21 protein-coding genes are annotated in these 21,167 nt (G+C 42.0%); 20 read left to right on the top strand and 1 reads right to left on the bottom strand.

What is annotated here, in order from left to right; all coding sequences use genetic code 11:
* Positions 1–4 precede the first annotated feature (4 nt).
* From spoIIIAF to ACY8D0_RS19435, 18 genes are all read left to right on the top strand, one after another.
* On the top strand, positions 5–625 hold the full coding sequence (gene spoIIIAF / locus ACY8D0_RS19520) for a stage III sporulation protein AF (RefSeq protein WP_462412158.1): 621 nt from the start codon (positions 5–7) through the stop codon (positions 623–625).
* A gap of 1 nt (position 626) precedes the next feature.
* Positions 627–1,295 carry a stage III sporulation protein AG gene (gene spoIIIAG, locus ACY8D0_RS19515; RefSeq protein WP_462412157.1) on the top strand — a complete coding sequence of 223 codons (669 nt, stop codon included), beginning with the start codon at positions 627–629 and terminating at the stop codon, positions 1,293–1,295.
* A gap of 15 nt (positions 1,296–1,310) precedes the next feature.
* Positions 1,311–1,862 (top strand): SpoIIIAH-like family protein, encoded by a 552-nt coding sequence (locus ACY8D0_RS19510; RefSeq protein WP_462412156.1) that lies wholly within the window; start codon positions 1,311–1,313, stop codon positions 1,860–1,862.
* Between the two features lie 337 nt (positions 1,863–2,199).
* Entirely contained in the window at positions 2,200–2,721 is a 522-nt protein-coding gene (gene accB / locus ACY8D0_RS19505) for an acetyl-CoA carboxylase biotin carboxyl carrier protein (protein WP_462412155.1), read from the top strand.
* A 13-nt stretch (positions 2,722–2,734) separates the two neighbouring features.
* On the top strand, positions 2,735–4,090 hold the full coding sequence (gene accC / locus ACY8D0_RS19500; protein WP_462412154.1) for an acetyl-CoA carboxylase biotin carboxylase subunit: 1,356 nt from the start codon (positions 2,735–2,737) through the stop codon (positions 4,088–4,090).
* An 18-nt stretch (positions 4,091–4,108) separates the two neighbouring features.
* Positions 4,109–4,516 (top strand): Asp23/Gls24 family envelope stress response protein, encoded by a 408-nt coding sequence (locus tag ACY8D0_RS19495; protein ID WP_462412153.1) that lies wholly within the window; start codon positions 4,109–4,111, stop codon positions 4,514–4,516.
* A gap of 178 nt (positions 4,517–4,694) precedes the next feature.
* Positions 4,695–5,087, top strand: a complete 393-nt coding sequence (gene nusB / locus ACY8D0_RS19490; RefSeq protein ID WP_462412152.1) for a transcription antitermination factor NusB — start codon at positions 4,695–4,697, stop codon at positions 5,085–5,087.
* A gap of 42 nt (positions 5,088–5,129) precedes the next feature.
* Positions 5,130–5,984: a bifunctional methylenetetrahydrofolate dehydrogenase/methenyltetrahydrofolate cyclohydrolase FolD gene (gene folD, locus ACY8D0_RS19485; protein WP_462412151.1), complete on the top strand. Its 855-nt coding sequence runs from the start codon at positions 5,130–5,132 to the stop codon at positions 5,982–5,984.
* A 128-nt stretch (positions 5,985–6,112) separates the two neighbouring features.
* The gene (gene xseA, locus ACY8D0_RS19480; RefSeq protein WP_462412150.1) at positions 6,113–7,477 is read left to right on the top strand and encodes an exodeoxyribonuclease VII large subunit; all 1,365 of its coding nucleotides are present in this window, start codon (positions 6,113–6,115) and stop codon (positions 7,475–7,477) included.
* Positions 7,461–7,694 (top strand): exodeoxyribonuclease VII small subunit, encoded by a 234-nt coding sequence (locus ACY8D0_RS19475; RefSeq protein ID WP_462412149.1) that lies wholly within the window; start codon positions 7,461–7,463, stop codon positions 7,692–7,694. Before xseA ends, ACY8D0_RS19475 begins: the two co-directional genes overlap by 17 nt.
* Position 7,695: 1 nt before the next feature.
* Positions 7,696–8,586 (top strand): polyprenyl synthetase family protein, encoded by an 891-nt coding sequence (locus ACY8D0_RS19470; protein ID WP_462412148.1) that lies wholly within the window; start codon positions 7,696–7,698, stop codon positions 8,584–8,586.
* Positions 8,587–8,734: 148 nt separating this feature from the next.
* On the top strand, positions 8,735–10,630 hold the full coding sequence (gene dxs, locus ACY8D0_RS19465; protein ID WP_462412515.1) for a 1-deoxy-D-xylulose-5-phosphate synthase: 1,896 nt from the start codon (positions 8,735–8,737) through the stop codon (positions 10,628–10,630).
* A 4-nt stretch (positions 10,631–10,634) separates the two neighbouring features.
* The gene (locus tag ACY8D0_RS19460; protein ID WP_462412147.1) at positions 10,635–11,465 is read left to right on the top strand and encodes a TlyA family RNA methyltransferase; all 831 of its coding nucleotides are present in this window, start codon (positions 10,635–10,637) and stop codon (positions 11,463–11,465) included.
* 183 nt (positions 11,466–11,648) lie between these two features.
* Complete coding sequence (gene ahrC / locus ACY8D0_RS19455; RefSeq protein ID WP_462412146.1) at positions 11,649–12,098, top strand: transcriptional regulator AhrC/ArgR; 450 nt, start codon at positions 11,649–11,651, stop codon at positions 12,096–12,098.
* A gap of 16 nt (positions 12,099–12,114) precedes the next feature.
* Positions 12,115–13,812, top strand: a complete 1,698-nt coding sequence (gene recN / locus ACY8D0_RS19450) for a DNA repair protein RecN (RefSeq protein WP_462412145.1) — start codon at positions 12,115–12,117, stop codon at positions 13,810–13,812.
* A gap of 154 nt (positions 13,813–13,966) precedes the next feature.
* Entirely contained in the window at positions 13,967–15,253 is a 1,287-nt protein-coding gene (gene spoIVB, locus ACY8D0_RS19445; RefSeq protein ID WP_462412144.1) for a SpoIVB peptidase, read from the top strand.
* Positions 15,254–15,713: 460 nt separating this feature from the next.
* The gene (spo0A, locus tag ACY8D0_RS19440) at positions 15,714–16,508 is read left to right on the top strand and encodes a sporulation transcription factor Spo0A (RefSeq protein ID WP_462412143.1); all 795 of its coding nucleotides are present in this window, start codon (positions 15,714–15,716) and stop codon (positions 16,506–16,508) included.
* A gap of 156 nt (positions 16,509–16,664) precedes the next feature.
* Positions 16,665–17,390, top strand: a complete 726-nt coding sequence (locus tag ACY8D0_RS19435; protein ID WP_462412142.1) for a glycerophosphodiester phosphodiesterase — start codon at positions 16,665–16,667, stop codon at positions 17,388–17,390.
* A 16-nt stretch (positions 17,391–17,406) separates the two neighbouring features.
* Here the strand turns inward: ACY8D0_RS19435 and ACY8D0_RS19430 are convergent, their stop codons facing one another.
* Positions 17,407–17,652 (bottom strand): DUF2627 domain-containing protein, encoded by a 246-nt coding sequence (locus ACY8D0_RS19430; RefSeq protein ID WP_462412141.1) that lies wholly within the window; start codon positions 17,650–17,652, stop codon positions 17,407–17,409.
* Between the two features lie 166 nt (positions 17,653–17,818).
* Here ACY8D0_RS19430 and ACY8D0_RS19425 point away from each other — a divergent pair, with 166 nt between their 5' ends.
* Together ACY8D0_RS19425 and bcd are read left to right on the top strand one after the other, a co-directional pair.
* Positions 17,819–19,906, top strand: a complete 2,088-nt coding sequence (locus tag ACY8D0_RS19425; protein ID WP_462412140.1) for a sigma-54 interaction domain-containing protein — start codon at positions 17,819–17,821, stop codon at positions 19,904–19,906.
* Between the two features lie 118 nt (positions 19,907–20,024).
* Positions 20,025–21,128 (top strand): branched-chain amino acid dehydrogenase, encoded by a 1,104-nt coding sequence (gene bcd / locus ACY8D0_RS19420; RefSeq protein ID WP_462412514.1) that lies wholly within the window; start codon positions 20,025–20,027, stop codon positions 21,126–21,128.
* The last annotated feature ends 39 nt before the right edge of the window (positions 21,129–21,167 follow it).

The raw sequence follows: 21,167 nt of genomic DNA, 5'->3' as shown, positions 1-21,167 counted from the left end.
TGAAATGGAATTTTTAAAAGAATGGGTTACCAATATCATTCTCTTCATTCTGCTGGCAACTGTCATAGATATGCTCCTTCCCAATTCCGGCTTTCAAAAATATACAAAAATGGTAACCGGGTTACTATTAATTGCGATTATACTAACCCCGGTTTTAAAACTGATCTCCAAGGACTTTGAAACGGCTATCGCATCGATTCCATCCTTCCAAACTTCTGGAGAAAAAAATATGGAAAATTTAATAGATTCGAAGAAAAAAGAAATACAAGCCTCCCAAGATGCATATATTTTAGAAGAAATGGCTGTCCAGCTAAAAAAGGACGCTAAGGAGGAGTTGATGGAACAATACGGATTGGAGATAGCAAAGATCGATATCGAAACGAATGGACAAGGGGACAAAGCATTTCCTGAAAACCTCCAAAAGGTAATGATTCAATTAAAACCGCCTGATACAGGCAGTAAGGCAGTGGAAGCAATCAATCCAGTAGAAATTAACACAAAAGCACCTCTTCCATCTAAAACGGAATTAGATGAAACCAAAAAAATTGCCGCGTTTCTATCGCAAAAATGGAATGTATCCAAAGAAACAATCGAAGTATCGGTAGAAGGGGGGATCCAAAAGTAAAATGGGCAATAACCAAGGACCGCTCTCATGGCTCAAAAAGCTGCTAAAACTTGAAAATCAAACGAGCGAAGATAAACCAGGGAAAAAGCCAGGCAAGTATCAGTATATGCTCCTTGTCCTCTGTATTGGGGCAGCCTTTATGATTGTTGGCAATGTATTCATGACAACGGGTAAAAGCTCAGGGGCTAATCAACCGGCAAATGCCAGTCAAACAGAGCCAGACGAAGATGTTCCGGCATTTGGATTGAACAAAAGTTCAACTAATCAGTCTATTGAAGATTATGAAAAAAAATATGAAAGTCAGTTGGAGAAAGCTCTCAAGGAGATATTGGGAGTGGATGATGTAACAGTTGTAGTGACGATTGATTCGACCGATCGCAAGGTTCTTGAAAAAAATCAAGTCACCAAGGAACAGACAACCGAAGAAACAGATCGGGAAGGCGGTCAAAGAAAGGTTCAGGATATTTCAACTGATGAACAAGTTGTCATTATCCGCAACGGAGAGAAAGAGGTTCCGATTGTAGTAGAAACCAAAAGGCCCGATATTCGTGGTGTCATGGTCGTGGCCAAGGGAGCAGAAAACATTCAGGTGAAAAAATGGATTGTGGAAGCAGTCACCAAAGTCTTAGGAGTCCCGAGCCATCGAGTTGGGGTATTTCCTAAAAAATAAAAGGAGGATTTATCAATGTTATTGAAAAAACAAACAGTTTGGTTATTAACAATGTTAAGTCTTGTAGTTGTGTTATCCGTATATTATATTACTTCGCCGGAACAAAAAACAAATGACCTTGCCCAAGTACAGCAAGATGTTAAAGATAAGGCGCAAACGAAAACAAATGCAGAATCGAAGGATGAACAGACCATTGTTTCTACCATTGCTGGCGATGCTGAATTTGAAAAAATGCGCATGCAACTTGAGGAGTCCCGCAGCAAGCAGCAAGAACAGTTAACAAATATTGTTGCATCCACCAATCTCCCGGCTGCTGACAGAAGCAAAGCTAAAGACCAGATGGAAAAACTGACCGAAACCGCCCAAAAGGAAGAAATGCTGGAGGGCTTTATTAAGACAATGGGATATGACGATGTCCTGGTCAGGGCCGATGGAGAAAAAGTGAACGTAACGGTAAAATCAAAAAATAAACCGTCCGCATCTGAAGCTAATAAAATTATCCTTGAAGTTAAGAAGGAGATGGGAGACACCAATTTTGTCGCCGTTACTTTCCAGCCAACAAAATAATCACAGTATCACATAAATTTTAGTAAGGAAAGCCAAACTGGCTTTCCTTTGTTTTAATTTATGTTAAAAAGGAAAAAATGAATTTTTGATAGTCATAAAAGGTCATCTTATTTCACATTTCTTCCAGAACATATTAAGATGAAGGAAGGGGAGTCCTGCAGATTACGAAAAATAGCTTATTGAACTAATAGGAGTTATTATCGTATAGTATTAGTAGCTAGTCATAAATCACGGCTCTTCCGTTTATAGTCCATAAAGTTGTTTAAGAAGCAGTTGTAGTTTTAGACGGAGATTTAATGATCCTACAGAAAAAATTAAAGTTCAAGGGGTGTAGTTTATGCTAAAAATACAGGAAATCCGAGAATTAATAAAACTGGTTGACCAATCGAGCATTGACGAGTTTGTTTATGAAAATGATGGTTCGAAAATTAAAATGAAAAAAGCCGGATCAGCGACAGTGACAACGGTACAGCCAGTTGGCCAAGCAGCTATTCCACAAATGACCGCCGCGATACAAATGCCGCCAGTTGCTGTAGACGGACAAGCAGCGCCTGTTTCAGGACAACAGCCAACACAGGAAACGGCAAAAACGGAGTCACCTGCTGCTGAAACTGAAAATCTACATAAAATTACTTCGCCAATGGTAGGCACTTTCTACGCTTCCTCAAGTCCTGATGCTGATGTATATGTTAAGCCAGGTTCAAAGGTATCCAAAGATACGGTTGTCTGTATTGTGGAGGCAATGAAATTATTCAATGAAATTGAAGCTGAAATCAATGGGGAAATCGTGGAAGTGTTGGCGAAAAACGGTCAACTAGTAGAATATGGCCAGCCATTGTTTTTGGTAAGACCTGAATAAGGAGCGTAACAGAATGATAAGAAAACTGTTAATTGCAAATAGAGGTGAAATTTCAGTCAGGATTATTCGTGCCTGCCGGGAAATGGGGATTGAATCGGTTGCCGTATTCTCTGAGGCAGACCGCGAGGCATTGCATGTACAACTGGCTGATGAAGCATACTGTATTGGACCAACATCTTCAAAAGATAGTTATTTAAACGTGGCAAATATTATCAGCGTGGCTAAATTGACAGGCTGTGACGCCATTCATCCGGGGTATGGTTTCTTGGCGGAAAACGCCGATTTCGCGGAGCTTTGCCGGGAATGTAATATTACCTTTGTCGGGCCAAGTCCTGAAGCCATTAATAAGATGGGAACGAAGGATATCGCTAGAGAAACCATGCGGGAAGCTGGCGTGCCGATTGTCCCAGGCTCCCAAGGAATCATCAGTGATGTCGATGAGGCAATTGAGTTGGCACGCAAAATTGAATATCCTGTGATTATCAAAGCGACTGCCGGCGGCGGCGGAAAAGGAATCCGCGTTGCCAAAAATGAACAGGAATTAATCAAAGGCATAAATATTACCCAGCAGGAAGCATTAACAGCATTCGGAAATCCTGGGGTTTATTTGGAAAAATATATTGAAGATTTCCGTCATGTTGAAATTCAAGTCCTTGCAGATAATTACGGGAACACAATCCATTTAGGGGAAAGGGATTGCTCCATCCAGCGGCGTCTTCAAAAACTGTTGGAAGAATCGCCTTCACCTGCACTTGATGGAGAAATTCGTGCTGAGATGGGAAATGCCGCAGTAATGGCCGCAAAAGCGGTTGATTATTCAGGTGCGGGAACGGTAGAATTTATATATGATTACCGCAATCGCAAATTTTATTTTATGGAAATGAATACAAGGATTCAGGTGGAGCATCCTGTCACGGAATTAGTCACCGGGGTGGATCTAATAAAAGAACAAATCCGGGTCGCTAATGGAGAAAAATTAACGTTGACCCAGAAGGATGTCACCTTCACAGGGTGGGCGATAGAATGCCGGATTAATGCTGAAAATCCTGAGAAAAACTTTCTTCCTTCAGCAGGTAAAATAAAAATGTACTTGCCGCCGGGAGGTTTGGGAGTCCGGATTGATTCAGCTGCCTATCCTGGGTACACCATTCCACCTTATTATGATTCCATGATTGCCAAAGTGATTGCGTATGGCAGTACCAGGGACGAGGCTATTGCCCGAATGAAGCGTGCGCTGAGTGAATTTGTAGTAGAAGGCATTCATACCACCATTCCGTTTCATTTAAAGCTTCTTGACCATGAAAAGTTTGTTGAAGGAGCATTTAACACCAAATTTCTGGAATTGTATGACGTGATGAAAACAGTATAAATCTTGGAGGTGTTCGGGATGAGCGAATTTAATATTTTAGAAATGGAACAAGATAACGACGGTCTTGGAAAAATTGAGATTGCTCCGGAAGTAATTGAAGTAATTGCAGGTATTGCGGCTTCCGAGGTTGAAGGCGTATCTGGCATGCGCGGCAATTTTGCTACGGGAGTAGTGGAACGGTTAGGAAGAAAAAATCACGGCAAAGGTGTTAAAGTGGAACTGGCCGAGACCGGTATTATTATCGATGTGTATTGCTTAATTAAATTTGGTATATCAATTCCTGCCGTTGCTTCAAAGATTCAAGAGAATATCCGTCAAGCCTTATTGACTATGACAGCATTAGAGGCCGAGGAAGTTAATATCCATGTCGTCGGGGTTCAATTTGAGAATCAAAAGCCTGAATCACCGGTCGAAGAAGAAGTCTAATTAGAAAAACCAAAGGGCAATCCTTTGGTTTTTCTATTTCCGTTTTATTTCAGACCGTGCTAAACCTCGTCAGTTATGCTATTATCTTTTTATGTGTAAGGTTTCCTATTTGTTTAATACTAAATAATGTATATAAATAGACAAACTAGTTAAAACCGTCAAAGGAGATATAGATATAATGAAGAGAAGAACAGCCCGGGAAAAGGCATTGCAAGCACTATTTCAAATTGATGTCAGCAACAGTGAACCACAAGAAGCCATCCTTCATGTATTAGAAGGACAAGCTGGTGATGAGTATCTATCAAAGCTTGTTACCGGTGTGGTTGAACATATGTCAGAAATAGATCCGCTTATCGGTAAAAACCTTGAAAAATGGTCGATGGACCGTCTGGCGCCCGTAGACCGGAACATTTTAAGAATCGCTGCTTATGAATTAAAGTATTTACTTGATGAAGTCCCAGGAAATGTGGTTTTAGACGAAGCGATTGAAATTGCAAAAGTCTACGGTGATGACCAATCAAGCAAATTTATCAATGGCGTGCTCTCAAAGGTGAAACAACAGCTTAGCTAATGAAAAGTTTAAACGCGCTTCTAAGGGCAAGGGGGAGAAAAAATGACTGCAGTGTTGATTAATGGCAAAGAAATTGCCGCGAAAAAACGGATTGAAATTGCAGAAAAGGTAAAGGTTTTAAAGGAAAAGGGCGTTACCCCAGGGTTGGCTGTCATTCTAGTAGGGAACAATGATGCTTCCAAGACCTATGTACGAAATAAAGAAAAAGCATGCCATGAACTTGGCATGAACTCTTTATTAATCGAATTGCCAGAACAGGTCTCGGAGCAGGAATTGCTTGAAAAAATCGGGGAATTAAACAGCGATCCCGCCATTCATGGAATACTGGTGCAGCTTCCGCTTCCGGACCATATTGACGAAAAAAATGTGATTGAAACCATTTCACCATTAAAAGATGTCGATGGTTTTCACCCAATCAATATCGGCAGAATGATGACTGGACAAAATTCCTTTTTGCCTTGTACTCCATATGGAATCATGGTGCTGCTTGAAGAGATGGGAATTCAGGTGGAAGGCAAACATGTTGTTGTGGTTGGAAGGAGTAATATTGTCGGCAAACCAGTCGGACAGTTATTTTTAAATCAAAACGCAACCGTCACTTATTGCCACTCTAGAACTAAAGATTTAAAGCAGCATACCCAGCAGGCTGACATTGTGGTGGCAGCGGTAGGAATACCTAACTTTATTACGGCCGACCATATTAAAGAAGGAGCGGTAGTTATTGATGTGGGCATCAACCGCAATGAGGCTGGAAAGCTCTGTGGTGATGTAAATTTTGATGAAGTAAGCGAGAAAGCCGGGTTTATTACCCCCGTACCAAAGGGTGTGGGCCCAATGACGATTACCATGTTGATGTATAATACGTTAAAGTCAGCGGAAGAAAGTTTAAACCGATAGCGAGTAAATCAATTGTCCTTATTCTTTATTTTAGCCGGTTTGGTTCATTTTGCGGACAAAACAACAGGCTAATTATATGATGAATAAGGACAGTTTAGTTTTTATCCTCTTTTTTAGAAGGAGACGTTATGCAGGAACAACAATATTTAACTGTGAATGCGTTGACCAAATACATAAAACGAAAATTTGATGCGGACCCGCATTTACATGATATCCATGTACGAGGGGAAATCTCAAACTTCAAACAGCACTCAAGCGGCCATATGTATTTTACCTTGAAGGATGAAAAGGCCCGGATCCTTGCTGTTATGTTCTCCAGTCAAGCCCGGTCCATGAAATTTTCCCCGGAAAACGGGATGAAAGTCATTGTAAAGGGCGATATCACGGTATATGAACCGAGCGGCCAGTATCAAATTTATATTAAAACGATGCAGCCGGATGGCATTGGTGAATTATTCCTGGCTTATGAACAATTAAAACAGAGACTGGAAGCTGAGGGTTTGTTTGCTGCCCACAATAAAAAAACGTTGCCATTGTTCCCCAAAACAATCGGGGTGATTACCTCTCCGACAGGGGCTGCGATTAGAGACATTATTACGACTATCAAAAGAAGATATCCTATTGGGAAAATTCTTGTTTTTCCCGCTCTTGTTCAAGGAGATGCCGCGGCATCGTCAATCGCCCGTGCTATCGACAGGGCTAATGCCATGGGGGATATAGACGTTTTAATTGTCGGCCGTGGCGGGGGTTCCATTGAAGAATTATGGGCATTCAATGAAGAACTTGTCGCCCGTGCCATATTCCAATCAAAGATACCCATCATCTCCGCAGTGGGGCATGAAACGGACTTTACGATAGCTGATTTTGTTGCGGACCTAAGGGCACCAACCCCTACCGGAGCTGCTGAACTGGCTGTTCCGCACATTGAGGAATTAATGGATAGGGTATTGCAGAGGCAGTCCAGGCTTATTCGAACCATGCGGGAAAGATTCCGTTATGAAACGGATCGTCTGAACCGGGTTCAGCGGTCGTACGCCTTCCGCTATCCGCAACGGTTATATGAGCAAAAACTGGAGCAGACTGACAAGCTTACCGAAATGCTGGTTAGGAATACCTCGCGCTTAATCACGGGTAAAAAGGACCAACATATTGCACTAAATCAACGAATACAACGTAACCATCCCCGTCAAATGGCAGGCGATGCCAAACTCAAGTTTGAAAGGGTGCAAAAGGACTTAAACCGGGCCATTCAACAAACGGTAGCCAAAAAACAAACGGATTTTGACAAGGTTCTTGTCACCCTTCAAGCGCTTAGTCCGTTGAAAATCATGGAACGGGGCTTTAGCTTAGCCTATACGGAGGATCGTCGCCTGTTAAAAAGTGTAACGCAAGTAAAGCCGGAGGAACCGGTTCAAATACAATTATCAGATGGGCAAGTATACTGTAAAGTAGAGACCATCGAAGGGAGCGAAAAAAATGACAGCGGACAATAACCTTTCTTTTGAAGAAGCCATGACAAAACTTGAACGGATTGTTGAAAAGCTTGAAGAAGGAGATGTTCCATTAGAAGAGGCCATTAGCTTCTATAAGCAGGGTATGGAATTATCGAAACTTTGTCATGATAAACTAAAAAGTGTGGAGGAACAATTAACCCAAATCATTACAGAAGATGGACGCACTGAGAGTTTCTCAGTTGATGAGGAGGATTAAGGTGGAAACCAGGCTTGAATCATTTATGCTGGAATATAAAAAATTATTGGATAAAGAACTCCGCATGATGGTGGAACAGCTGGACGCACCGCCAAAACTCAAAGAATCGATGATTTATTCTCTCGAAGCCGGAGGGAAGAGAATCCGCCCATTGCTTTTATTTGCGACTCTTGATGCATTTGGCATGAACCCGAAAATGGGGACCCAAGCAGCGGCAGCCATAGAGATGATTCATACCTATTCACTCATACATGATGACCTGCCGAGCATGGATAATGATGATTTGAGAAGGGGAAAGCCAACCAATCACATTGTCTTCGGAGATGCGATTGCCACCCTTGCCGGGGATGCGTTGTTAACTTATAGTTTTGAAGTGATTTCCAGTATCCCGTCTGAATTTGCTTCTCCTGAGACTAAACTCAGATTAATGGTTGAAATGGCCAAAGCAGCAGGCGCAGAAGGTATGGTCGGCGGACAAGTTGCCGACATGGAAGGGGAAGACAGGGCACTTACCATCGAGGAGCTCGAGTACATCCATATTCATAAAACCGGAAAGCTGTTGGGATTCAGTATACAAGCAGGAGCAATCTTGGCTGGGGCCAACGAAACGTTGCTTGGCCATTTTGGACGCTTTGCTCATCATCTTGGACTTGCCTTCCAAATCCAGGACGATATTCTTGATTTGACCGGCAATCAGCAAATAATTGGCAAACCCGTAGGCAGCGATACAGTTAACCATAAGAGTACCTACCCCAGCGTTTTGACGTTACAAGGGGCAAAGGATGCTTTGGGGCAGCAAATACGGAATGCAACGGAAAATCTAGAAAAGACAGGCTTAAAGACAGGCTTGCTTATGGAATTGACTGATTTAGTGGCGTCACGAGATCGTTAAAAGACAGCTATTTGAGGCAACATAATTAGTATGTTATAATGGATTGAAACTAGAAAACCGTGAACAATGCCGTTATCACGCCCGTGTTAGCGGCTTATTTTTAAATAGCCACTAAAGAGAAAAAGTTATGAAAGTGAGTGATCCAGATATGGATCTATTATCAATAAAAGACCCATCCTTTCTTAAAAGGATGTCCAATGCCGAGCTGGAGGGATTAAGCAGGGATATACGCCGCTTCTTAATTAAAAAGCTTTCCGTTACCGGTGGGCATATAGGTCCCAATTTAGGGGTAGTGGAACTGACGATTGCTTTACATAAATGCTTCGATAGTCCAAAAGATAAAATCATATGGGATGTCGGGCACCAGTCTTATGTCCATAAAATTCTAACCGGAAGAGCCGGTGAATTCGACACCCTTAGGCAATTTAAAGGACTATGCGGCTTCCCCAAAAGAGTGGAAAGTGAACATGATGTATGGGAGACCGGCCATAGCTCCACCTCTTTATCTGCTGCCATGGGAATGGCCATCGCAAGGGACATAAAAAAAGAAAAACATTATGTGGTGCCGGTCATTGGTGATGGGGCCTTAACGGGCGGCATGGCGCTTGAGGCCTTGAACCATATCGGACATGAGAAAAAGGACATGATTGTCATATTAAATGATAATGAGATGTCGATTGCACCAAATGTAGGTGCTTTGCACAATATTCTTGGTCAATTGCGGACAGCAGGAAAGTATCAATGGGTAAAAGATGAACTGGAAGTCCTTTTGAAAAGGGTGCCCGCTGTCGGCGGGAAATTGGCGGCAACTGCTGAGCGGATAAAAGATAGCCTAAAATATCTTTTTGTCTCAGGAATGTTCTTCGAGGAACTGGGATTCACTTATTTAGGACCAATTGATGGCCACAATTTTGAGGCATTATTCGAAAATCTTGCCTACGCCAAAAAAACAGAGGGACCGGTCCTCTTGCATGTTGTCACCAAAAAAGGCAAAGGGTTTAAGCCGGCAGAAGCCGATAAAATCGGGACTTGGCACGGAACGGGTCCTTATAAGATGGATACAGGGGATTTTGTTAAACCCAGCAAAAAACAGCCTCCCGCTTGGAGCAGTTTGGTTAGTGAAACAGTTAGGAAGATTGCCCGGGATGACGGACGTGTGGTCGCCATTACTCCCGCAATGCCCGTGGGCTCCAAACTTGAGGGGTTTGCCCATGAATTTCCGGAGCGCATGTATGATGTGGGGATTGCAGAACAGCATGCGGCTACAGTTGCGGCAGGATTGGCAACCCAAAACATGAAACCGTTTCTGGCGATTTACTCCACGTTCCTGCAGCGGGCTTATGATCAAGTGGTTCATGATATCTGCCGGCAAAACCTGAATGTGTTTATTGGCATTGACCGTGCAGGGCTCGTTGGGGCTGATGGAGAGACGCATCAGGGGGTTTTTGACATTGCCTTTTTAAGACATGTCCCGAATATGGTTTTAATGATGCCAAAAGACGAAAACGAAGGACAGCATATGGTCTATACAGCGTTAAAATATGATGATGGGCCCATTGCGATGAGATTTCCGCGCGGCAATGGTGTTGGTGTGCCGCTGGAAGAGACATTAAAGCCTATTCCAATCGGATCTTGGGAAGTTTTAAAAGATGGTTATGATGCTGCCATTTTGACCTTTGGCACAACCATACCAATGGCACTTGATGCTGCAATGCAGCTTGAAAAACAAGGGATTTCGGTGCAAGTAGTAAATGCCCGGTTTATCAAGCCACTTGATGAAACGATGCTAACAAAAATATTTGATAAGAATATACCTGTCCTAACCATTGAAGAGGCGGTTCTCCAAGGGGGATTTGGAAGTTCCGTTCTTGAGTATGCCCATGACCACGGATATTATCACTCACAAATTGACAGAATGGGTATACCGGATCAATTTATTGAACATGGAGATGTCGCCTTATTACTTGAGGAAATCGGCCTTACTTCCGAAGAAGCGGTAAAAAGAATCTCCGTTATGGCCGGGAAAAAACAGCAAAGGGCTTAACATAATGAAAACGAAAGAGCGTTTAGATGTTTTACTGGTAGAAAGAGGTCTATGTGAAACAAGAGAGAAAGCAAAAAGGGCAATTATGGCCGGTTTGGTGTTTTCGAACGAAGAAAGGCTAGACAAACCGGGTGAAAAAGTTAAAATGGATATTCCACTCCAAGTAAAAGGAAATGCCCTGCCATATGTCAGCCGTGGCGGGTTAAAGCTGGAAAAAGCGTTAAAAGTGTTTGATGTATCTGTTGAAGGCAAAGTGATGTTGGATATCGGGGCATCGACGGGAGGGTTTACAGATTGCGCCCTTCAAAACGGTGCCAAAATGTCCTATGCATTGGATGTCGGGTACAATCAGTTGGCTTGGAAGCTCAGGCAGGATGAGCGGGTGGTGGTGATGGAACGAACCAATTTCCGTTACGTAACACCTGCTGACCTGCAAGGTGAAATGCCAACGTTTGCCACCATCGATGTTTCCTTCATCTCCCTAACGTTAATCCTGCCGGTTTTAAAAACATTACTGGTCCCTGGGAGTGATATTGTTGCGCTCATTAAGCCTCAATTCGAGGCCGGCCGAGAACAAGTCGGCAAGAAGGGAATTGTACGGGATGAAAAGGTACACCTTCAAGTCATTGAAAAAATTATCGATTTCTCACTTCAGCAAGGATATGAAATAAGTAACTTGTCTTATTCACCGATTACTGGCGGTGATGGAAATATCGAATTCCTTATTCACTTGAAATGGTCTGGAGAAGGGCAGCAGGGTGTTAATCTTTTGCCGTTTCCTCCTGTTGATGTGGTAAAGGAAGCCCATAATTCGCTCCATGCCAAGCAGGAATAAATGATGTAATAAAACATTCACAGAAAAAGGATAAGCGGTTAAGCTTATCCTTTTATACATTTTTCCTTATTTTCATTCAAAGTTTGCATGACAATTCAAGATAAATCGGCTAACATATGGGTAGAAGAGGCATGTAAGTATGATTGTACTACTAAGGTGCTTAAATACGTTCGAGGTGAAATAATGAATAAGGGACAACGACATATCAAAATAAGAGAAATTATAGCCGGCAATGATATTGAAACACAGGATGAACTGGTCGATGAGCTTAGAAATGCTGGCTATAATGTGACTCAGGCAACAGTATCCCGCGATATTAAAGAGCTGCATCTTGTTAAAGTTCCTTTATCCGATGGCAGGTACAAATACAGTCTGCCTGCTGATCAAAGGTTTAACCCGTTACAAAAACTAAAAAGAGCGTTGATCGATGCTTTTGTCAGGATTGATTCGGCTGGACATTTGCTGGTCATGAAATGTCTGCCAGGGAACGCCATGGCCATTGGCGCACTGATTGACCATCTTGAATGGGATGAGATACTAGGTACCATTTGTGGTGATGATACCATGCTGATTATCTGCCGGACAGAAGAAGATACGGAAACCATCACACAGAGATTCCTTGATATGCTCTAAATTGGGGGAGTGTTTCATGCTTTCAGAACTTTCAATAAAAAACTTTGCGATTATCGAGCGGTTAACAATCTCATTTGAAAAGGGATTGACTGTTCTAACAGGGGAAACCGGAGCAGGAAAGTCCATTATCATCGATGCCATCCATTTATTAATTGGCGGGAGAGGTTCAGCGGAATTCGTCCGCCATGGTGAGGAAAAAGCGGAAATAGAAGGATTATACCAAATTGACAATGATAACCATCCGGTTTACAACAAAGCGATGGAATTCGGGATTGACATTGAAGAAGGAATGGTCATATTACGCCGCGATATTTCCAAAACGGGAAAAAGCGTCTGCCGGATTAATGGCAAGCTGGTGACCATTTCGACTTTACGGGAGATTGGCGGCACATTAGTGGATATCCATGGACAGCATGAACACCAAGAACTCATGGATGAAACCCGGCATTTGCCGTTGCTGGATCAATTTGGAGCGAAAGAGATTACGGCTTCACTTAAGGAATATCAAGATGTCTTCCGCCGTTTTGAACACGCCAGACAAAAGTTGAAGGCTTTAAGTGAGAATGACCAGCAAATGGCCCACCGTCTTGATCTGATTTTATTCCAATTAAGTGAAATTCAAAAGGCGAATTTAAAGCCTGGTGAAGATGATGGTCTTTATGAGGAAAAAAGAAGATTAGGCAATTTTGAAAAAGTATTTGAGGCCTTCCAACTGAGTTATAATTCCTTAAGCGGGGAGCAGAAAGGTCTTGATTGGCTTGGGATGGCGATGAACCATTTGGAGGATGCCGCTTCACTTGACACGGCCTACCGGCCTGTTTACGAATCAGTGTCGAATTGTTTTTATCAATTGGAAGATGCGGCGAGTTTATTAAGGCAGGAACTGGACCGTTTGGAATATGATCCGCAAAGATTAAATGAAATTGATGACCGTTTAAATGAAATTAACCATTTAAAAAGAAAATATGGCAAAACCATTCAGGAGATTTTAGAATACGCGGCAAAAATTGAAGACGAAATCGATACCATCCAAAATAAAGAGACTCGGATTGACGAACTTGAAAAAGAATTGGCCTCAATCAGAAAAGATTTGGTTCTAGAAGCCAAAAATTTGAGTGAACTTAGGCGTAAATCGGCAAAAAAACTAACAGGGCTCATACATAAAGAATTAAAAGAATTGTACATGGAAAAAACCGTATTTGAGATCCGCTTTGAAACCGATTTACAGCATTTTTCAAGCACTGGTGCCGACCATGTTGAATTTTATATTACGACTAACCCGGGCGAACCTTTAAAACCATTGTCAAAAGTAGCATCCGGTGGTGAATTGTCACGCATAATGCTGGCTTTAAAAAGTATTTTTTCCAAACATCAAGGCGTCACTTCCATTATTTTTGACGAAGTCGATACTGGCGTTAGCGGAAGAGTCGCGCAGGCAATTGCCGAAAAAATTTATAAAGTCGCTGTCAATTCCCAAGTTTTATGCATATCCCACCTGCCCCAGGTTGCGGCCATGGCAGATATTCATTTGTTCATTTCCAAAGTCATTAAAGCTGGTAGAACAACAACATCAGTAAAACCGTTAAATGAAATAGAAAAAATTAAAGAAATTGGCCGGATGATTTCAGGAGTGGAAATTACCAGCTTAACAAAACAACACGCTGAAGAACTGTTGCAGCTGGCCGATAAAATTAAGGAAGAAACCCCCGTTTGACCATTACAATATGTTATTTTTATAAAAAATATGAAAAGCTATCCAACTTGGGTAGCTTTTTTATTTGGGTCCAAGTTATAAATGACTGTCAAGGAGGCAAAATTAAAGATGTAGCCATTTATATTGTGAAAAAGAAGCGAGGAGAGTGAAAAATTTGAAGTTAGAGTTATTACGAAGAATTATTGGTGGAATTCTCCTTGTTTCATTACTCAGCCTTATTTTTTTTCAGCCTATGCGTGAATATGTAACGATCCCGAAAACGATTACCGTTTTCGAAGGACAAAGTATAAAGTTACCAAAAGCTTCTCCGGTTTCAGCCCAGTTAAAGTCCCAAAGCAATCTGACACTTGATCAGGAAAAACGCTCCATTTCCCTTGTTGCAAAAGAAACGGGAAAAAACCAGCTGCTTTTAGAATATGCAGGAATCCCCATTAAAAAAGTGGATGTTAATGTACTAAAAGATTTTCGGGTTCTTCCAGGCGGTCAGTCAATTGGTGTTAAATTAAACACGGTTGGTGTTTTAGTTGTAGGGCACCATTTGGTTAACACCTCAAACGGAAAAAAGTCTCCAGGTGAATTGGCAGGAATAAAAGTTGGCGATATCATAACAGAAATAAATGGAAATAAAATTGAAAAGATGACCGATGTAGCGCCATATGTTCAAGCAGCCGGACAAAATGAACAGCCGCTGGATATGGTGATCAGCAGGGAAAACGGCAAGTTTACAACGAAGCTTACTCCATTAAAGGATAAAGGTGAAGATACCTACAAGCTTGGATTATATATTAGAGATTCAGCTGCAGGAATTGGCACGATGACATTTATTCATCCGGAATCAAAAAAATATGGTGCACTTGGCCATGTGATTTCGGATATGGATACGAAGAAACCAATAGTTGTCGAAGATGGTCAAATTGTTCGATCCACGGTAACCTCCATCGAAAAAGGCAGTAACGGAGATCCTGGAGAAAAATTGGCCCGCTTTTCTTCCGACCGGGAAATTGTAGGAAATATTAAAAAGAATAGTCCATTTGGTATTTTTGGTGAACTAAACAAAGAATTAAAAAATGGAATTATGGATAAACCACTGCCAATCGCATTATCGCATCAGGTAAAAGAAGGACCTGCCAAGATCTTGACAGTGGTGGATAATGACAAAGTGGAAGAGTTTGATGTTGAAATTGTCAGTACCATCCCGCAAAAATTCCCAGCCACAAAGGGCATGGTGATTAAAGTAACGGACCCAAGGCTCCTGGAAAAAACAGGGGGGATTGTCCAAGGCATGAGCGGCAGTCCGATTATCCAAGATGGCAAGCTCGTGGGTGCCGTAACACATGTCTTTGTAAATGATCCGACCTCCGGTTATGGGGTCCATATAGAATGGATGTTGAATGAAGCGGGAATTAACATATATGAAATGCCAAAAGAAAAGGCAAGCTAACCCAAGAGCAAAATAGGTCATAGTCCCTATTTTGCTTCTTTTTTATTTAAGCTCCGTTAAACAGTATTGTCGATTTTTTAGACACTGTTGATGGGAGCGGTAAGCTCGACTCTGCGGAGTACAGGGCTGGGGAGACCCCGCAGGACCCTTCCAGCGCGAGGAGGCTACCCGGGGCACGCCAGTAGAAAGCGCCCTCTTTTCGCTGCAATCAACAGCCAGATTTAACAGGGTTTTATTTAAAGATTTTTCGACATACAGACAGTATTTACCGTATACTTAGCGTTTTTCGTCGAAAAAAGAAGAAAAGCTTAGAAAAACTAAGATTTTATCACTATTTTAAGAAATATTAAAAAAATGAGAGGAATTTTTGTTGCATTGTCGAATTTCTAATTTAGAATAGAGTTAGAACATTATGTGTGTTATAAAAAATAGATCGGATTCGTATTGAGGAGGAACCAAGTTGAAAAAAATAAAAGTCTGTGTCGTTGATGACAATAGAGAGCTCGTTGAATTATTAGAGGATTATATTACATCCCAGGAAGATATGGAAGTAGCTGGAGTCGCCCACAACGGACAGGAATGCTTGGAAATTTTAAGTTCAACCGATCCGGATGTTCTTGTGTTGGATATCATTATGCCTCATCTTGATGGATTGGCGGTTCTGGAAAGGCTTCGTGAAATGAAAAAGGGAGTCCTGCCAAATGTTATTATGCTGACGGCATTCGGACAGGAAGATGTTACTAAGAAGGCAGTGGAACTTGGAGCATCTTACTTTATTTTAAAACCATTTGACATGGAGAACTTAGGAAGTCACATCCGCCAAGTCAGCGGCAACAAAACCTCAGTATCTGCGAGAAAAACTTCTGTTGGCAGCTACCGTTCGCAAATGGAATCCAAACCGAAAAATTTAGATGCCTCTATAACAAGCATCATACATGAAATTGGTGTCCCCGCCCATATTAAAGGCTATTTATACTTGCGTGAAGCCATAGCGATGGTATTCAATGATATTGAATTATTGGGTTCTATCACCAAGGTGTTGTATCCTGATATTGCCAAAAAGTACAATACTACTGCGAGCCGTGTGGAACGAGCTATCCGCCATGCGATTGAAGTGGCCTGGAGCCGTGGAAATATTGATTCCATCTCGTCATTATTCGGATACACTGTCAGTATGTCAAAAGCAAAGCCAACTAATTCTGAATTCATTGCCATGGTTGCGGATAAACTCCGTTTGGAACATAAGGCATCTTAAAATTAATAAAATGTGTATGATAAAAAAGCCTCGTTCCTGAGGCTTTTTTATCAATACAAGAAAAAATAGGGGTAAACTCAACGAACTTGCATAAGCTGGTCTAGGTGGACTTTTTTCGGAAGTTACTTTGTATATTGATCGTTAAGGAGTGAGTGGATGACACAAATTTTCGCACATCGGGGATATTCCGCTTCTTATGCCGAAAATACAATGGGTGCCTTTATTGCAGCGGAGAATGCCGGGGCAGATGGTATTGAACTGGATGTCCAATTAACAAAAGATGGGGAAATCGTCGTGATTCACGATGAAAGGGTCAATCGGACAACCGACGGTAACGGGTTTGTTAAGGATTATTTATTTAAAGAGATCAGAAAACTGAATGCCAATAAGAAAGGCGTAAAAAAAGAACCAATTCCTTCCCTGGAAGAAGTTCTTGAATGGATGAAGACAAAGAATTTAGTCTGTAATATCGAATTCAAAAATGGATTAGTACCGTATGAAGGAATGGAAGAAAAAGTAGTTGAACTGGTTCGGAAATATAATTTGTCTGACAGGATTGTTTTTTCTTCTTTTAATCATTACAGTATTGTTTACAGTTATCGAATAGCCCCGGAAATCGAGACAGCACCTCTGTTTATTGAGGCCATTTATATGCCGTGGATTTACTCGCAATCTATTCGGGCAAAAGGGATTCATCCCAAGCATTCGACAATTCCGGATGAAATTATAAAATCCACCATGGAAAATGGGGTTGCGGTCCGCCCTTATACGGTCAATAGAGAGGCCCACATGCGGCGTTTATTCAATATAAACTGTTCGGCCATCATTACCGACGACCCTGTTAAGGCAATAAATTTGAGAAAACTTTACCAAAAAGGATGACCTATGGGTCATCCTATTATTGTTCTTTCATTTTTTTAAACTTAGTTTGAACCTTATTTTGCTTTCGGTCCCTGTGCAAGATAAAGCCTGCAATAAAACCAACCCCGCCGATGCATAAAATGAGCCCGGCCAAAAACTGAAGCCAAAAGTAGGGAAATGGTGCATCTAAAATGCCAAATATCATATCCCGCATTAATTTTATTCCCCAAACAGCAAGTATCCCAGGAAATACTAATATTAACAGTGCAATTATCCTCTTCATTTTTAAGTTCCTTCCACTTTTCTTTTCCCTTACAAAAATAATAGTATATGGATTTGATTTGTCAAGATAACAGTTTCAAATTACAATGTTAGTATGAAATAAACTGCATAAATTTTCCACGCATTGAAAAATTTTTCTTGATGACTGCCCAGAAAGGGATGGTATCATGCAAAACGTTATGATAGTGGGAGCGGGAAAAGGCGGAACCGCCGTTTTAAAAATATTAAAAGAATCCGAAGTATTAAGAGTAACTGCTGTTATTGACCGGAATCCAAGTGCTCCAGGCATCTTATATGCGCAAACGGAAGGGATCCCGACGGGTACCGGATGGGGCCCTTTTTTGAATGAAGATATTGATATTATTATTGAAGTAACAGGAGACAATGCGGTGTTTCAGGTCATAAGGGATTCGAAGCCTAAGCGCACCGTATTAATACCAGGCAGCGTTGCTTTTCTTGTTTCAGAGCTGATGGAGGAGAAGGAAGAATTAATCCATAAACACCAGTATGAATCCTATCTTCAGGATTTGATTTTTAATGCCACAAGCGATGGAATGATTGTGATTGACAACGTGGGTGCAGTGATTCTCTTTAACAGGCGGGCAGAAGAAATGATGGGGGTAGGGAAAGAGACAGTCCTTGGGAGGCATGTGGTGGAAGTCATCCCGGAAAGCCGGTTGCCAATCATCTTAAAAACCAAGCGGGTTGAATCAAATCAAAAGATGATATTGGGCAATGGGAGAAAAGTCGTTACGACCAGAATTCCAATCATTGAGGAAAATGGAACATTGATCGGAGCTCTTGCCGTCTTTAAGGACATTACGGAGGTTGTAGACCTTGCGGAGGAAATTACCGATTTAAAAGAGATCCAAACCATGCTGCAGGCTATCATTCATTCCAGCGATGATGCCATTTCCGTTGTCGATGAAAACGGCCGGGGCATTTTGATTAATCCGGCCTATACGAGATTGACAGGCCTTACGGAGGAACAAGTGATTGGACATCCCGCAACTGCTGACATATCAGAAGGCGAAAGTATGCATATGAAGGTACTGCAAACAAGAAGAGCTGTCCGTGGTGTTCCAATGCGGGTCGGCCCTAGTAAAAGGGAAGTTATTGTCAACGTGGCGCCCATTATCGTAAATGGCAAGTTAAAGGGAAGTGTGGGCGTCATTCACGATATGTCAGAAATGAAATCGCTCAGCAGGGAATTAAATCGGGCGAGACAACTGATTCGGACATTGGAAGCTAAGTACACATTTGAGGATATCATCGGAATCTCCGAAGAAATGATGCTTGCCATTGAACAGGCCAAACTTGGGGCGAAAACCCCGGCTACTATTCTTCTTAGGGGGGAATCCGGGACCGGGAAGGAATTATTTGCCCATGCCATCCATAATGCGAGTGACCGAAAATATAACAAATTCATTCGTGTTAATTGTGCAGCACTATCTGAATCGTTATTGGAAAGTGAATTATTTGGTTATGAAGAAGGAGCTTTTTCCGGGGCTGTCAGGGGAGGAAAAAGAGGACTGTTTGAAGAGGCAAACAACGGAAGTATATTTTTGGACGAAATTGGTGAATTGTCCGCAAATACCCAGGCCAAGCTCCTCAGGGTGCTTCAAGAAAATGAAATTATCCGCGTTGGGGGCACAAAGCCTATGTCCATTAATGTTAGAGTGATAGCTGCCACGAACGTCAATCTTGAAAAGGGGATTGCCAAAGGTACGTTTCGGGAAGACTTATATTATCGGTTAAATCGTATGCCTATTCATATTCCTCCCTTACGGCAAAGGAAGGAAGAAGTTCCGGCATTGTGTGAAAGGCTGATTACGAAAATCAATCAAGATTACGGCCGGAATGTAGAGGGAATATCTCATGCTGCGCTTAATAAGCTAATGGAATATGATTGGCCTGGAAATGTAAGGGAATTAGAAAATATTCTTGGCAGGGCGATTATCTATATGCATTACACGGATACCATCATTGATGTCCTTCACCTGCCTGAATTAGACAATGGCAAACAGGTTCATGAACCTATCTTGGCCCATGAGATGGTATCAACCACCAGCGGGCGGCCTTTATTGAAAATGGTGGAGGCGTATGAGGCTAATATTATCCGGAATACACTATTGCAATTCAAAGGAAATAAGACCCTTACCGCAAAAGCATTAGGGCTGTCAGTGCGTAATTTATACTATAAGCTTGAAAAATATAAACTTGAAAAAGATGGCATGCAAAATTTTTCACAGTAAGAAAGATTTTGCAGACGTCCCTTTCCTTCCAATGAAGCGTTTTCAATTCCTGTTCAACTGGCATGAAACTTGCATATTACTTTAACGGGTGGCTCAATAAGAAAAAGGGGATGGAATGATGGAGATTTTTAAATATATGGAGAAATATGATTATGAACAGTTGGTCTTTTGTCAGGATAAGACGTCTGGATTAAAGGCCATCATTGCGATACACGATACAACGCTGGGACCCGCTTTAGGCGGAACACGTATGTGGACATATGCTTCAGAAGAAGCGGCGATTGAAGACGCATTAAGACTTGCCCGTGGAATGACCTATAAAAACGCGGCTGCAGGTTTGAATCTTGGAGGCGGAAAAACGGTAATCATTGGAGACCCTCGAAAAGATAAAAGCGAGGAATTGTTCCGGGCTTTTGGAAGGTATATTCAAGGTCTTAACGGAAGGTATATTACTGCTGAAGATGTGGGAACAACCGTTGCCGACATGGATATCATTCATGAAGAAACCGATTATGTTACGGGGATTTCTCCAGCCTTCGGGTCTTCTGGGAATCCTTCGCCTGTAACCGCGTATGGGGTATACAGAGGAATGAAAGCAGCTGCCAAAGAGGCGTTTGGCAGTGATTCACTCGAGGGAAGAACAGTAGCGGTTCAGGGGGTTGGGAACGTGGCCTATACCCTTTGCCGTTATTTACATGATGAAGGAGCCCAGCTCATAGTAACGGATATTAATAAAGAGGCCGTGAACCGGGCTGTAAAGGAATTTGGCGCGTCAGCTGTGGATCCGGATGATATTTACCATGCGGAATGCGATATTTATGCTCCATGCGCTCTGGGAGCCACTATTAATGATGAAACCATACCTTTGTTAAGGGCAAAAGTAATTGCCGGTTCCGCCAACAACCAATTAAAGGATGCTAGCCATGGCGACATAATCCATGAGTTGGGAATAGTTTATGCACCAGATTACGTCATTAATGCCGGCGGTGTAATCAATGTCGCCGATGAGCTTTACGGATATAATCACGACCGGGCCATGAAAAAGGTAGACCAGATTTATAATAGTATTGAAAAAGTCATCGGAATTTCGAAGCGTGATGGAATTCCCACCTATTTAGCAGCGGATCGGCTTGCGGAGGAAAGAATTGAGAAGGTTCGCAATGCCAGAAGCCAATTCCTGCAAAATGGGCACCATATTTTAAGCCGAAGGAGAACCAACTAATTACGTCCCGAAAATTATTGTTCAATATGATTTTAGAAG

Source organism: Neobacillus camarae (assembly GCF_054950115.1).
The sequence above is the reverse complement of the archived record's forward strand: the minus strand, read 5'-3'. Positions and strand labels throughout refer to the sequence as shown.